The 14,941-nt window shown below is 63.5% G+C and carries 13 protein-coding genes; 10 read left to right on the forward strand and 3 right to left on the reverse strand.

Features of this window, described 5'->3' with window-relative positions:
• Positions 1-103 precede the first annotated feature (103 nt).
• On the forward strand, positions 104-1,258 hold the full coding sequence (locus tag V2B23_RS17010; RefSeq protein WP_430951431.1) for an alkaline phosphatase family protein: 1,155 nt from the start codon (positions 104-106) through the stop codon (positions 1,256-1,258).
• A 75-nt stretch (positions 1,259-1,333) separates the two neighbouring features.
• On the opposite strand, the gene V2B23_RS17015 is transcribed toward V2B23_RS17010, so the two are convergent.
• The 3 genes from V2B23_RS17015 to V2B23_RS17025 form a co-directional block, all read right to left on the reverse strand.
• Entirely contained in the window at positions 1,334-2,362 is a 1,029-nt protein-coding gene (locus tag V2B23_RS17015) for a beta-ketoacyl-ACP synthase III (protein WP_033231678.1), read from the reverse strand.
• A gap of 161 nt (positions 2,363-2,523) precedes the next feature.
• Entirely contained in the window at positions 2,524-3,165 is a 642-nt protein-coding gene (locus V2B23_RS17020) for a response regulator (RefSeq protein WP_430951432.1), read from the reverse strand.
• Positions 3,153-4,379, reverse strand: coding sequence for a sensor histidine kinase (locus V2B23_RS17025; protein WP_430951433.1), 1,227 nt, complete (start codon positions 4,377-4,379; stop codon positions 3,153-3,155). Before V2B23_RS17025 ends, V2B23_RS17020 begins: the two co-directional genes overlap by 13 nt.
• Positions 4,380-4,488: 109 nt before the next feature.
• On the opposite strand from V2B23_RS17025, the gene V2B23_RS17030 reads away from it, so the two are divergent.
• From V2B23_RS17030 to V2B23_RS17070, 9 genes are all read left to right on the forward strand, one after another.
• On the forward strand, positions 4,489-5,259 hold the full coding sequence (locus V2B23_RS17030) for an ABC transporter ATP-binding protein (RefSeq protein WP_430951434.1): 771 nt from the start codon (positions 4,489-4,491) through the stop codon (positions 5,257-5,259).
• Between the two features lie 2 nt (positions 5,260-5,261).
• A complete protein-coding gene (locus tag V2B23_RS17035) occupies positions 5,262-7,718 on the forward strand; it encodes an ABC transporter permease (protein WP_430951435.1) in 2,457 nt (818 codons plus the stop codon).
• Between the two features lie 21 nt (positions 7,719-7,739).
• Positions 7,740-8,360 (forward strand): class I SAM-dependent methyltransferase, encoded by a 621-nt coding sequence (locus V2B23_RS17040; RefSeq protein WP_430951436.1) that lies wholly within the window; start codon positions 7,740-7,742, stop codon positions 8,358-8,360.
• 86 nt (positions 8,361-8,446) lie between these two features.
• Positions 8,447-10,282: an acyl-CoA dehydrogenase gene (locus tag V2B23_RS17045; RefSeq protein ID WP_430951437.1), complete on the forward strand. Its 1,836-nt coding sequence runs from the start codon at positions 8,447-8,449 to the stop codon at positions 10,280-10,282.
• A gap of 154 nt (positions 10,283-10,436) precedes the next feature.
• A complete protein-coding gene (locus tag V2B23_RS17050) occupies positions 10,437-11,159 on the forward strand; it encodes an ATP-binding cassette domain-containing protein (RefSeq protein WP_430951438.1) in 723 nt (240 codons plus the stop codon).
• A gap of 5 nt (positions 11,160-11,164) precedes the next feature.
• On the forward strand, positions 11,165-13,177 hold the full coding sequence (locus tag V2B23_RS17055) for a YhgE/Pip family protein (RefSeq protein ID WP_430951439.1): 2,013 nt from the start codon (positions 11,165-11,167) through the stop codon (positions 13,175-13,177).
• Positions 13,178-13,236: 59 nt separating this feature from the next.
• On the forward strand, positions 13,237-13,464 hold the full coding sequence (locus tag V2B23_RS17060; protein ID WP_430951440.1) for a helix-turn-helix transcriptional regulator: 228 nt from the start codon (positions 13,237-13,239) through the stop codon (positions 13,462-13,464).
• Positions 13,461-13,949, forward strand: a complete 489-nt coding sequence (locus V2B23_RS17065) for a hypothetical protein (protein WP_430951441.1) — start codon at positions 13,461-13,463, stop codon at positions 13,947-13,949. The genes V2B23_RS17060 and V2B23_RS17065 overlap by 4 nt, the downstream gene beginning before the upstream one ends.
• 100 nt (positions 13,950-14,049) lie before the next feature.
• Positions 14,050-14,940 carry a glycosyltransferase gene (locus tag V2B23_RS17070; RefSeq protein ID WP_430951442.1) on the forward strand — a complete coding sequence of 297 codons (891 nt, stop codon included), beginning with the start codon at positions 14,050-14,052 and terminating at the stop codon, positions 14,938-14,940.
• Position 14,941: the final 1 nt, after the last annotated feature.

Here is a 14,941-nt window from a genome sequence, read left to right on the forward strand (position 1 = left end):
CGGTAGCGCCGACTACCCAAAAGGCGCACGGGGGCGGAGCCCCTATTTGAACGCATGCCCAGAAGGTGTGCAGTTTTGGGCGTTCACCGCCTAATCTCATGGGATGCCCGCCCCCGCACCTCTCCTCGATGTGTACTCGCAACCGACACTGTCGACGCTTGCGCCGTCAATTCTCGCCTCGCTGGGAGTTGCCGGCGAGCCCAATCGACTGAATCTGCCCCCCAGCAAACGAACGGTGATTCTGCTGGTCGACGGCATGGGGGCTAATCTCCTGGCGCGCAATGCCGAGCATGCTCCGTATCTGAACTCTTGGGTCGGCTCCCCGATCCGTGCCGGATTTCCCACCACGACGGCCACCAGCATCGTGTCTTTGGGAACCGGCCTCCCGTCGGGCGCGCACGGCATCACCGGCTATCAGTCGTACGTCGAAGAAGCCGATGCGGTGTTCAACTGGCTCGGGTGGCATCCCACCGGGAAAAAGGAGTCGTACGCCGATTCGATAGTCCCCGAGGTCCTCCAACCGGAAGCCACGACGTTCGACCGGGCGCAGGCCGCAGGCATCACCGTGACGACGGTTGTCCCGTCCAAGTTCGACGGCAGCGGACTTACTCGCGCGGGCATGCGCGGGGCAGCTTTTGCCGGCATTCAGGCGTACGGCGATCTGGTGGCTCGCACGGTTGCCGTCGCCAAATCCGCGGAGCGCACCTTCACGTATTGCTACATCAGCGAGATCGACGCCCTCGGGCATGTGTACGGACCTGAATCGGAGCCGTGGCTCCAGCAACTCTCACTCGTCGATCGTGTTGTCGAACAACTCGCCGCTGCCCTTGGTCCGGACGTGACTCTGATCGTGACCGCCGACCACGGAATGGTCGAGATCACCGACGCAAACAAGATCGACTACGACAACTCGCCGGTGCTGTCCAAGGACGTACTGGCGCTCGCCGGCGAACCACGCTGTCGGCACATCCACACCCGTGAAGGCGCGGCGGCCGACGTGGCCGCGCGTTGGCGCGCCGAACTCGGTGACCGGATGTGGATCGGCACCCGGGCCGAGGGCATTGTCGCCGGGTTATTCGGCCCCTCAGTACATTCCGCGTTTCACGGGCGGATCGGCGACGTCATCGCCATCGCCACCGACGATGTTGCTGTGGTGCGCCGCTCAGTGGAATCAGGTTTGGCCGGGCTGCCCGGTCAGCATGGCGCACTCACACCGGACGAACTACTGATCCCGCTACTGTCGTCGCCGACTCGCTGAGCCGAACCAAGCCGTACCGAACGAACGAGAGCCCGCGAACCTGTTCGGTTCGCGGGCTCTCGTCTGTGAAGAAGATCAGGCGTTCGGATCGGTTCCGAGCGGCGGCAGGATGACAACCTGGCCGGCGTAGGACAGTCCGGCACCGAAGCCGACCAACAGGGCCTTGTCGCCCGGCTTGACCTGGCCGTCGCGGAGCATCTGCTCCATGGCCAGCGGAACCGAAGCAGCGGACGTGTTGCCCGTCTCGGCAATGTCGTTGGAGACCGGGAATCCTTCGGGCAGCTTCATGCTGCGAGCGATGACCTCGTTGATGCGCTGGTTGGCCTGGTGCGGCACAAACGCGTCGATGTCGTCGATGGTCAGACCCGACTTCTCGAGCGTGCGCGTGGCAACCTTGCCCATTTCGAAAGCAGCCCAACGGAATACGGCCGTACCGGCCATCTTGATCCACGGACGAGCGCCTTCGGGCTTCTCGATGAACTCGAGCCAGCTCGGCTCCTGCTTGATGGCGTCGGACTGGCTTCCGTCCGAACCCCACTCGACGGGACCGATTCCCACGGTGTCACTGACACCGACGATGACGGCACCGGCGCCGTCGCCGAAGATGAAGCGCACACTGCGGTCGGTGGGCTCGGTGGTGTCACTCATGCGGTCGACGCCGACCACAAGCGCGTAGTCGGCGGTTCCGCCGCGGATCAGGTCGTTGGCAACGCCGAGTGCGGTGCTGAATCCGGCACAGCCGGCAGCCAGGTCGAATGCGGCCGGACCGTTCATACCGAGTTCGTGAGCGATCACCGATGCGGCCTGCGGTGTCTGCAGGTCGTAGGTGGAGGTGGCGATGATGACAGCGCCGATCTGCTCGGGAGCGATGCCACTGGCAGCCAGAGCGCCGCGGGCGGCACCGAGAGACATCGCGACGACGCCTTCGCCGTCGCCGGCAAAGCGGCGAGACTTGATGCCTGTGCGCGTCTGAATCCACTCGTCGGTGGAATCGATCGTCTCGCAGATCTCGTCGTTGGTCACAACCCGCTCAGGGCGGTGAACGCCGAGCCCGAGAAGGACGGACTGCCGACCTCCGGCCACACTGGCAATCGGCTTACCCATTGATCGATCTCCTCGTTGCTTCAGGTGCATTACTCGTTTCCGAGATCACACGTTACGTAGCGGACATACGCCCACGCCTCTCAGGTCACCGTTAGGTTACGACAACAACATGAGGCTGGCTCACATTACGCTTCTCGCGCGTCTGCCGTCCAGATGTTCGATCAAGCCCGCAAATGGGCTAGAACAGCCAGAACCCGACGATGCCCGCTTTGGGAAGTCGACAGGCCGAGCTTCGCGAAGATATTTCCTATGTGCTTGCTCACAGCAGTGTCGCTCACAACCAGTTTCTGCGCGATTTCCTGATTTCCCAACCCTTCTGCCATTAAGCCGAGCACTTCCGATTCCCGCGGAGTGAGTGCGCGAATGGGATCGTCGGCGCGCCGACGGCTCATCAGTTGGGATACCACCTCGGGGTCCATGACAGTTCCGCCGCCGATCACCCGCTCGAGCGCGTCGACAAATTCGGCGACCTTGCCGACACGTTCCTTCAGGAGGTATCCGACACCTCCAGCGCCGCCCGCGAGGAGCTCACCGGCGTAGCGATCCTCCACGTACGCGGAAAGCACCAGAACGGGAAAGCCTGGCCGTATCTTGCGAACCTCTATCGCGGCCCGCAGACCCTCGTTGGTGAACGTGGGCGGCATCCGCACGTCCAGGACGCCGGCGTCGGGAGCGATGTCCTCGAACACCGACAGGAACTGGTCCGCGTCGGGCACCGCAACAACCTCGTAGCCCTCCCCGCGCAACAGCAGCGCCAGTCCCTCACGCAGCAACGCGTCGTCCTCGGCAATCAGAATCCGCACGGCAGTTCCACCTTCATCGTTGTCGGCCCACCGGCCGGACTGTCCAGGACCACAGTTCCCTCGAATGCTTCGACCCGACGCCTGATCCCGGCGAGACCGCCCCCGAAACGTTCGCTCGCGCCGCCGTGCCCGTTGTCGAGAACGTCGATTGTCATGGTCTCAGGATCGGATTTCGTGGACGCTCGCACGGTGACAGCGTGTGCGCCACTGTGTTTGGCGACATTGGTCAGTGCCTCGGCCACCACGAAGTAGGCGGCGGCCTCCACTGCGGCCGGAGCGCGTCGTAGGTTCTCGATTTCGAGCACACAGGGCACGGTTGAACGTCCCGCAAGAGCGGACACCGCACCGTCCAGACCGAGTTCGTCGAGAATCGGCGGGTAGATGTCGTGAACGAGCGCCCGTAGCTCGCTCAGTGCTTCCGTTGCCGCTGCCTGCGCCCGGTGCACCTGTGGAAGCGCCTGATCCGGATTGTTCGACAGTGCCCGCTCGGCCATTCCGAGCATCATCACCACCGCCACCAGACGGTTCTGGGCACCGTCGTGCAAGTCCCGCTCGATGCGTTTGAGTTCTGCCGAGTGTGCGTCCAACGCCGCCGCACGACTTGCGGTCAACTCGCTCACCCGCCGCGACAAATCTGCCCGGGCATCCTTCGCCAGCAGAGACGACGCCAACAGTGAGAGCCACCGCGCCATCGCCGGAATCAGCCACCACGCCAACAACAAATACAGGGCACCGACGACGGGCATGCCGGCCGCGCCCCACCACGACGTCACGGGATAAAGATTGGACACCGGCTCGTCGGCGGGCATGGCCTGCCAATAGAACGGAACCGCAAAGGTATTGAGGGCGCCCAGTGGCAACGCGACGGTGAGAAGTGCGGCGACGGGTGCTCCCATTGCATGGAGAACCAACCAGCCGCCGTCGCGTCGCGTCGACCGGTCGGTGAGCAACCGACGGAGATCCCCGATTCCCGGGTTGGCCGGCATGGGCGGATAGTGATGGGGAACAGCAGAACCCGAGTAGCGAGCCGAACGAGCACGGGCAAGATCCGCCCACCATCGCAACACGCGCACGTAGGACGGAACCAGCACCCACCCCACGATCAGCACCGACAACGAGAGCAGGACCATGCCCGCGATCACCAAAGCCAGGGACACCACGCCGGCGCAACCCTCGACAAGTACGTAGCGCACTGCCCGAAACCTCTGCTTCACCGTCCCAGCATGCCGCACTCACCGCGCAGATCCACTACAGCTGGCTACACCATCTATTCGGGACTCTGCAGGATGTCGGGACGCACCGAATCTCCATAGCGTCTATTTCATGAAGAATCGACACGCGGTCCTCAATCCTCCGGCACCGACGGTGACCGCTCCCGCCGTCCGGCTCGAGGGAGTCAGCAAGGACTACGGCAAAGGCGGCGGCGTCACCGCTCTCGACAACGTCAGCCTCACCCTGCCCCGCAGCACGTTCACCGCGGTCATGGGTCCGTCCGGTTCCGGCAAGAGCACCTTCCTGCACTGCGCTGCCGGTCTCGACAGCCCGACCAGCGGATCGACCTGGCTCGGCGGCACCGACATTTCACGACTGAAGCCGAAGGCCCGCAGCATCTTCCGACGCGACCATGTCGGTTTTGTCTTCCAGGCGTACAACCTGCTCGGCGCGCTGACCGTGCAACAGAACATCACACTCCCCCTACTCCTCGCCGGACGCACCGCCGACAAGAACTACCTGACTTTCGTTCTGGAGGCAGTCGGACTCGGCGCGTTGCGCAATCGTGCACCTGCCGAACTGTCCGGCGGACAACAACAACGAGTTGCCATCGCCCGAGCACTCATCACCCGACCCGACGCGCTTTTTGCCGACGAACCCACCGGCGCGCTCGACTCGCGCAGCGCGAAGCAGGTATTGGAACTTCTGCGCCATACCGCTGCCGAGTTCGATCAGACCGTTGTCATGGTCACCCACGATCCTGTTGCCGCGTCGTATGCCGACCGGGTGCTGTTTCTGGCCGACGGAAAACTGGTCGGGCACCTCGACCGGCCCACTCCGGCGCAGGTAGCCGAGCGCATGACGCACCTCGGGGACTGGTGACCGTGAAAACTCATACCGTTGCCCATCTGAGGGCACATCGCTCCGGCTTCATCGCCGTCTTCGTATCCGTGTTCTGCGCTGCCCTCCTCACCTGCGCGTTGGGGATTCTGCTGGAAACGGGAGTGCGAGGCGGAGTCTCGCCGCACCTCTACGCCGGAGCCGACGCCGTCATCAGTGCGCCGCAGGCACTGGTGGTCAAGGAAGACGCCGATCAGCCCTTTGCCGAGCGTGTTCTGCTCGACGGCGATGTGGTCCACAAGCTCGACGCACTCGATGCCACCGTTATTCCCGACATCTCCGTCCCCGTCAGCACCGGCGACGGCGTCGTACTCGACGCACATCCTTGGCGCACAGCGCAATTGGTGCCATATTCACTGACCGGCGGACGCGCACCGCAGAATCACAGCGAAGTTGTCGCCACCACCGGCGCTGCCGTCGGTGATCGAATCACTCTGGCGCACGGCGGGATCGAGGACGAGTACACCGTTGTCGGCACAGCTGATTCGGCTTCGGACGCATCACCCGACCGTCCGGCACTCGTCTTCCTGAACGACCAGGAGGCTGAACGGTTGTGGCCGCACGGGAATTCGGTCACCGCGGTCGGTGTGATCACGCCCGCAGGTGTGAATGCGGCCGCTCTTGCCCGCGAGGTGCTGGCCGACACCGGCGCTGAGGTCTCGACCGGCACCTCGCGCGGTGGCGTCGAATTCCTCGACGCCGGCGCTGCGCGAACCCAGTTGATCGTGGTCTGCGCATCGTTTGCGGGTCTCGCTTTGATGGTCGCCATGTTTGTCGTGTCCAGCACGCTCTCACTCTCGATCAACGCACGCCGTCGGGAGTTTGCCCTGCTGCGGGCAATCGGGGCCACCACGCGCCAGATTCACACGATGATCGGACGCGAGGTGCTCCTCGTCTCCACCGCCGCAGCCGCGCTCGGGCTGATCCCCGGATTCCTGCTTGCGGAAGTTCTGGGCGCGCAGTTCGCGAGTGCGGGCGTCATCCCTCCCGATTTTGCCTTGGTGTACAGCCCGATTCCCGCTGTGGGCGCATTTGTCATCTGCATTCTGACGGCGCGGGGCGCAGCGGCGGTGGCTGCCCGGCGCCCGGCAAAACTCGAACCTACCGAGGCGCTGCGCGAATCCGAGCGCGGCCCAGCCGAATTGAGTCGAGGGCGGATTGTCACCGGCGTCGTGCTCGGCGTACTCGGTCTGACTACGTCCGTACTACCGGCGTTCCTGCCCGGCGAGGCTGCAGCTGCCGGAGCGGGCAGTAGCGCACTGCTGCTGATCTTCTCCGTCGCCTTGCTTGGTCCACTGCTGGTGCGCGCCATCATCCGGGCCGTCGGCGGGCCACTGCGTCGTAGCAGCCGAGCGTCGCGAGTTCTGGCTGCCGCAAATGCCGAATCTCATTCGCGCCGGCTCTCCTCCGCCATCGTGCCGCTGGCGCTGGCCATCGCCCTGGGCTGCGTGCAGTTCTTCAGCCAGTCCACCGTCGCCGCGGAGGCAACCGATCAGTCGATCAAGGGAGTGACCGCAGATCTGATCGTCGGCGCTCCGGCCGGCATCGCGCCCGCACTCCTCGATTCCGTCAGGGCAATTCCGGGGGTGAGCGCCGCCAACCCCGTCGTCCGCAGTCAGGTCCTGCCGGTGACGAGCGGGGACGAGGCCGGTGCGGCGGTCACCCCGATCTCCGCGCAAGGAATCGACGCCGCCCACGCCGCGTCCACTCTCGACCTCGACATCGTGGAAGGAGATGTGGCCGATCTGACCGCCGACACCGTTGCTGTGAGCAGCGACGGCGCCTTCGCCCTCGGTGCCCGCGTCGGCAGTCGCGTCGATCTCCATCTCGGCGACGGAACGGTAATACATCCGCTGGTAGTCGCGACGTACGGTCGTGGACTCGGTTTCGGCGACGTCACTCTGCCGGTCGACACGCTGCGGACGCACTCCACCGACGCACTGATCGACACAATTCTGGTGCACACCGAACCCGGACGCATCAACGAAGTTCAGCAGTCACTGCAGTCCTTCTCCTCTATCTCTGCAATGAACCAGGACCAGTTCGGGGCCGCCGGCGCCGACGAGCGTCGCATGCAGTCCTGGGTGAGCATCCTCGCGGTCCTGGTTCTGCTCGGTTATCTGGCTGTCGCTGTCGTGAACACCTTGGTCGCGGCCACTGCCAAACGCTCGCGCGAGTTTTCACTCCTGCAACTGGTGGGCGCTCGGACTGATCAGGTTCGCGCAATGATGCGAATCGAATCCGTCATGGTGGTCGGTATCGCCATCGTGGTCGGGACACTGATCGCCGTACCTCCGCTGATGGGAATCGCGATGGCCGTCTCCGGCACGCCGGTACCCACCGTCTCGCCGGTGGTCTACGGATCGATAGTTGCCGTCACTGCCGCCTTGGGATTCCTGTCGATCGCCGTCCCGACGTGGGCCGCACTGCACAAGAACTGAGTGCCACTACCGTCGTCACTTATGGACGCGGCCGACTGGGACAAGAAGTACGAACGATCGGAACTCGTCTGGGGCACTCCCCCGAACGAGCTTCTGGTGGAATACGCGACGGCCCTCCCCCACGGCCAGGCATTGGACCTGGCCTGCGGCGAGGGCCGCAACGCGTTGTGGCTGGCAACACGAGGCTGGGAAGTGACCGGCATCGACTACTCGGCCGTCGCAATCGACAAGGCCCGCACGATCGCCTCCCGATCCCCGCGCTCCGTGGTCGATCGACTGGACTACCGCTGCGGTGACGTCACCACGGTCGATTACGGCCACAACTACGATCTTGCGCTCGTTCTGTACCTCCATCTGCCGGCACCACAGCGCACGATGGTTGTGAACCGTGCCATAAATTCTCTGAAACCTGACGGAATCCTCATGATTTTGGGTCACGACCGAAGCAATGTCGATTACGGCATCGGCGGACCACAGAATCCCGAAATCCTCTACACACCAGAGGATTTGATGGAAGAATTCGGAAACCAGCTCAGTTTTGAGATCGCCGGAAACCCACACAGACACACCGAAACGGGAATCGCGATCGACGCTCTTGTCATCGGCAGGAAATTTGTTGTTGGCAGTTCAAAGAACGACTAGTAACATGTATTAAGTTACCGACGAGTAATAAACTTCGGGCGGTACTAGGAGTGCTGGACCGCACCACCTCACTGGGAGAAGCAGACATGGGCCATTACAAGAGCAACGTTCGGGACCTCGAGTTCAACCTCTTCGAGGTACTCGGACTGGAAAAGCCACTGAGCGAAGGCGCTTGGGGCGATCTCGATGCCGACACCGTCCGCAGCATGCTGGCCGAGGTCGCACGACTGGCCGAGGGACCGCTCGCCGAGTCCTTCGCCGAGGCCGACCGTAACCCGCCTGTCTTCGACCCGGAGACCCACGAGGCGACGCTTCCCGAGTCCTTCAAGAAGTCCTTCCGCACCATGTGGGACGCCGAGTGGTTCCGCATGGGACTGAGTGAGGAAGTAGGCGGCGTACCCGTCCCCCGCACGGTCGTGTGGGCGATCGCCGAAATGCTCCTCGGCGCGCAGCCGGCCGCATTCATGTACCAGGCCGGACCCTCCTTCGCCGACGTGCTGTTCAACAACGGCACCGAAGAGCAGAAGAGCTGGGCAGCCACTGCTGTCGAACGCGGATGGGGGGCCACCATGGTCCTCACCGAGCCCGACGCCGGCTCCGACGTCGGCGCCGGCCGCACCAAGGCGATCAAGCAGGACGACGGCTCCTGGCACATCGAAGGTGTCAAGCGCTTCATCACGTCCGCAACCTCGGATGATCTGTTCGAGAACATCTTCCACCTCGTCCTCGCTCGCCCCGAAGGTGCCGGCCCCGGCACCAAGGGTCTGAGCCTGTTCTTCGTCCCGAAGACGCACTTCAACTTCGAGACCAACGAACTCGGCGACCGCAACGGCGTCTTCGTCACCAACGTCGAGCACAAGATGGGCCTCAAGGCATCCACCACGTGTGAGCTCACCTTCGGTGGCCACGGCGTCCCCGCACAGGGCTGGCTGGTCGGCGAGGTTCACAACGGCATCGCGCAGATGTTCGACGTCATCGAGCACGCTCGAATGATGGTGGGCACCAAGGCTATCTCCACCCTCTCCACCGGCTACCTCAACGCCCTCGACTACGCAAAGCAGCGCGTCCAGGGTGCCGATCTCACCCAGATGACCAACAAGGCCGCACCCCGCGTCACCATCACGCACCACCCCGACGTGCGTCGTAGCCTCGCGATGCAGAAGGCATACGCCGAAGGCCTGCGTGCGGTGTACCTCTACACCGCGGCCCACCAGGACGAGATCGTCGCCAAGCACGTCTCGGGCGCCGACAAGGACACCGCGTTCCGCGTCAACGACCTCATGCTCCCCATCGTCAAGGGCGTCGGCTCCGAGCGCGCGTACCAGTACCTGACAGACAGCCTCCAGACCCTCGGCGGCTCGGGATTCCTGCAGGACTACCCGATCGAGCAGTACATCCGCGACTCCAAGATCGACTCGCTGTACGAAGGAACTACCGCCATCCAGGCGCAGGACTTCTTCTTCCGCAAGATCGCTCGTGACCGTGGTGTCGCCCTCGCTCACATTGCCGGACAGATCAAGACGTTCATCGACAGCGAAGCTGGCAACGGTCGTCTCAAGGCGGAGCGCGCACTGCTCGCTACCGCACTCGAAGACGTCCAGACCATGGCGGCAACCCTCACCGGGTTCCTCATGGGCGCCCAGGAGCAGCCTTCCGAGCTGTACAAGGTCGGCCTCGGCTCGGTGCGCTTCCTGATGGCTGTCGGCGACCTGATCATCGGCTGGCAGCTGCTGCGCCAGTCGGAGATCGCTATCGCAGCGCTGGACAACGGCGCTTCCGACAAGGACAAGGCGTTCTACGAGGGCAAGGTCGCCATCGCGTCCTTCTTCGCCAAGAACGTACTGCCCGAGCTCACCGCGTCGCGCGAGATCATCGCCAACACGGAGAACGACATCATGGAGATCGACGAAGCTGCATTCTGATCGACTGACGGGTCCGGCCGCTGAGGGTTTTCCCTCAGCGGCCGGACCCGTTTCAGCTCTCTTCACGATCGGCCGCACACTTGGCGCACCGGTTCGGGTTGTCTGTGGTTGGCTGAAACAGCACTGCCGACTCCAACCCGAAAAGGTGATCGCCGTGGCCGCTCTGCACGAGGCGTACGAATCTCAGCCCGAGTACACACGCGAGACAGCAGTAACAGCGCGCGGGTTGCGCCTCGACGGCCCGTGGGGCCCGGTATTCGGCCCAGTCGACCTCGACATCGGAGCCGGCGGCGTCACCGTCATCGAAGGCTCGGCCGGATCCGGACGCACCTCACTTCTCCTGGCACTGAGCGGGCGATTGAAGCCCAGTTCCGGATCGCTGAGCGTATTCGGACGTACCCGCCCACGCGACATCTTCGACATCTGTTCCATCGCCGGTTTCGAGGACATCGACGAACTGGCGCAGTCAGTCACCGTTCGCGACCTCGTCACGGAGCAGATCCGTTGGGACGCACCATGGTACAAATTGATCGGCCGCGCCGGTGACGAGCAACTCGCCGCCGTCTGCGGGCCGGTGTTCGGCGATCACCCACTACCGCGCCTCGGTCAGTACGTCAGCGATCTCGGTGAACTCGAAGCCACCTTGCTGCGGATCGCCGTCGCGAACACGAAGAAGACCGCGGTGCTTGTCATCGACGACCTCGAACAGGTACGACGCGATGACGAGCGCGCCTACCTGGTGGAGCGACTCGCCGACCTGGGGCGATATCAGACCGTCATCTGCTCCACGGTGAATCCGCTGCCCGAAGGGTCACCGGTCGACGTGCTCACTCTGCGCGACGATGTCACCTATCCCGATCAAGAAGGCGCGAGGTAGCGGCGATGCTTGCAGGAATGTCACTCGGAACCGAACTCAAGCGGTTCTCCCGGGGAGTCATGCCCCGAATCGCACTCGTCACCATCATCCTCATGCCACTGCTGTACGGCGCAATGTACTTGTGGGCGTTCTGGAATCCGTTCGGCGAAGTCAACAAAGTTCCGGTCGCGCTGGTCAACATCGATCGTGGCGCCATGGTTCAAGGGAAAGAACTCAACGCGGGTGACCAGGTGAGCCAAGCCCTACTCGACTCCGGCGAACTGGACCTGCACCTCGTCTCCCCCGCCGAAGCAGCGCAGGGCGTTTCGGACGGTACATACTACTTCTCGCTGACGTTGCCCGAGAATTTCAGTGAAGCTGTCGCGTCGCCCACATCAGACAATCCACATAAAGCCCAGTTGCAGTTCGCCTTCAACGACGTGAACAACTACCTGGCCACGATCATCGGCCAAAACGCCGCCCAGCAGATCCTCAACCAGGTGGGCGCCACGATCGGCGCACAATCCGTCGAGACCGTGCTGCTGGGACTCACCGACGCGGGCGCCGGGCTGAAACAGGCCGCTGACGGAGCGCAACAACTCTCCGCCGGCATGACAACCGCAAACGACGGCGCAGCCCAACTTGCCAGCGGCTCGAAGACCTTGGCGGACAACATGGTGACTGCCCGCGACGGCGCCGCCACCCTTGCCGACGGTACTGCGCAACTCTCGACGGGAATCGACACCGCAACCGGTGGAATCCTGGCGCTCACCGACGGATTGGGGCAACTCGATGTGGGTGCCGGTCAACTGGGCAACGGCGCAACAGAACTCAGCGGTGGTGTCACCCAGGTTGTCGACACCCTCAATGCCCTGGGCGACACACAAGCTCAGGCAACACAGTTGGTCAGCCAAGCCGTCGCGGCACTGCGCCTGAATCCCGATCCGGTTTCCCAACAGATCGCCAACGCATTGGTACCCGCCCAGGACCTGCTCCGCACCCAAGGCTTCGGCGAATCCACGATGGGGCAACTGGCCGAGCTCAAAAGCGGCGCACAGCAACTCGCCTATCAACTCGGCGATCCGTCGAGCACCTTCCGCGCCGGCCTGAGCGCGGCGGTTGGTGGCGGCGGCGAACTGCGCAGCGGACTCGTGCAGCTACGCGACGGCGGCCAGCAGGTCAATGCCGGAGCCCAGAGCTTGAGCAGCGGTCTCGTTCAGCTCACAGACGGCAGCATCGAACTCTCCTCCGGCGCCGCTCAACTCGCCGAGGGAACCCCGAAGTTGCAGGCCGGCGCGTCCGAACTCGCCACCAAGCTCACCGAAGGGTCCGGGCAGGTGCCGAGTTGGACCGACGAGCAGCGCACCGCGGCAGCGCAAACGCTCTCCAGCCCGGTCGAACTGCAGGAAACCTACAAGAACCGAGCCGCCACCTTCGGCACCGGTTTCGCCCCGTTCTTCCTGCCCCTTGCACTGTTCGTGGGCGGCATCATCACGTGGATGCTGCTCAAACCACTGCAGAATCGACCGATCGCCAACGGACTGGGAGCACTGCGCGTTGTGTTGGCGTCGTATTGGCCGGCACTGCTGATCGGCGTCTGCCAGGTGATCGTCATGTACGTGGTGGTGCACTTCGGGGTGGGACTGCATGCCACGCATATCGCGGGCACCATCGGATTCCTCATACTCATCACGGCCACCTACATGGCACTGATCCAAGCCTTCAACGCGATATTCGGCGTGTCCGTCGGACGCGTTGTCACCCTGGCGTTCCTCATGTTGCAACTGGTCTCGGCCGGCGGAATCTATCCCGTGGAAACCACGGCCAAACCCTTCCAGATCATTCACCCGTTCGACCCGATGACCTACGCCGTCAACGGTTTACGCCAGCTCACGGTAGGCGGAATCGACTCGAGGCTCTGGGTGTCCATAGCGGTGCTCAGCGGGGTGCTGATCGCATCGCTGACCGCCAGTTCACTTGCCGCCCGGCGCAACCGACAGTGGACGATGGACAGACTGCATCCGCCGATCGAGGTGTAGCGCCGCCAATTGTGACAAGTCTACTTGACATTGAATGACAAGTGTCCTTTACTTTTTCTATGGTCGAAAGAGCGGGAGACAACCGAGTGCGTGAGCACCGACGCCTCGTTGGGCTCACCCAGGCGCAGCTGGCCACAGCTGGGCAGGTGAGTCGGCAGAGCATTGTCTCCATCGAACGCGGCGACTACGCACCCAGCGTCTACCTGGCAATACGCCTGGCCGAAGCGCTGGGGACCACCGTCGAAACACTCTTCCCGCTACCGGAACATGCCGAGGAGACAGTATGAGCACGATGATGAAGGCACTGCGGTTCGTCGGCGATCTGGACGACGACTTCTACAAGGACGAGCGCCAACGCGACGTGTGGAACGAAGCCTCAGCGGTCGGGTTCCAGCTGGCCTACTGGATCGCCTTGATTGCAGCGGCGATTCTTCCGTGGGTTGCCGGGCGAACCGGCGCGTGGATTTCATTCGGACTGATCATCGGGTGGTTTGCCTGTTCGATGGTGGTGCTGCGGTACGCACAGGCCCACGATGTCGATGTCTACGCGAGCATGAAGGGTCTCGACCCCCGAGTCCTCGTTGCCGGGTCCGTCTACTTGATCGCACTGATCGGCGTCGTCGCACAACTGATGGCTCGGCCGGGCGAGGGAATCGCGACCTGGGCCGGCGTTGGAGTAGGTGCGCTCATCGGGCTCACAGCTGCCGTCCTGGCTGTAAAACGCCACCAGAAACGCGCCGCCCTACTCGACAAGGCGGACGAGCTTCTCTGAGCGGCCATCTTTTCTGACAGCCCAGAAGTTCGCGGCAACCGAATAGAGTGGAGGCGCGCTCGGGTTCTACCTGCTCGGGTCCCCACTATTCGGAGGTCAGATGCCCAGCCCACTCCCGGACTTGGTGTCGGTTGTCATACCCGCGTACAACGCCGTCGAACTGATCGACGAACAGCTGGACGCTCTGGCCGCACAGGATTACGCGGGCCGCTTCGAGGTGATCGTCAGCGACAACGGCTCGACCGACGGTCTTTCTCGGCACCTGGAAGACCATCCCCACGCGACAGCCCTCGCTCTGCGGCTGATCGACAGCAGCGACAAGCCTGGAGCGGCGCACGCCCGCAATGTCGGTGTGGCACAGTCCAAAGGTGAGCTGATCGCATTCGCGGACGCCGACGACCGCGTCCACCCCGGCTGGCTCAGCGCAATGGTCGACGCGTGCACACGCTTCGACGCGGTGGGCGGCACACTCGAAACGGCGTCGATCAACTCTGCTGCCGTCGCCTCCTGGCGCCCACTTCCGACAAGCGGCACATTGCCGAGCATCCCCGGATTTCTCCCTGTCACTGCAGGCTGCAGTTTTGCCGCGCCGCGGTCCCTCATCGACGAGCTCGGTGGATGGGACGAGGAATTCACCGGTTCCGGTGAAGACTTCGAGTTCTGCGTTCGACTTCAATTGCGGGGCTTCACTCTCGGACAGGCCACCGACGCCGTGACCGCTTACCGCCTGCGTGACTCGTACCTCGAACACTGGCGACAGAACGTGGCGGGCGGACGTGCCGATGCCAAGCTCTACGCGAGTTTCCGCAACCACGGAATGCCTCGCCGATCGCCCATTGCGCTGGCTGACACGATTGCCTACGTCGTCTTCCGAAATCCCTTGATCCCGAGGAAAATCCGAAGAAACACCACGGGAATGTGGCTTTTCCACCTGGCCAATCTCTACGGACGCACCCGTGGCAGCATCGAAAACCGTGTCTACTACCTCTGAA

The organism is Rhodococcus sp. 24CO (genome assembly GCF_050586165.1).
Taxonomy (GTDB): Bacteria; Actinomycetota; Actinomycetes; order Mycobacteriales; family Mycobacteriaceae; genus Rhodococcus_F.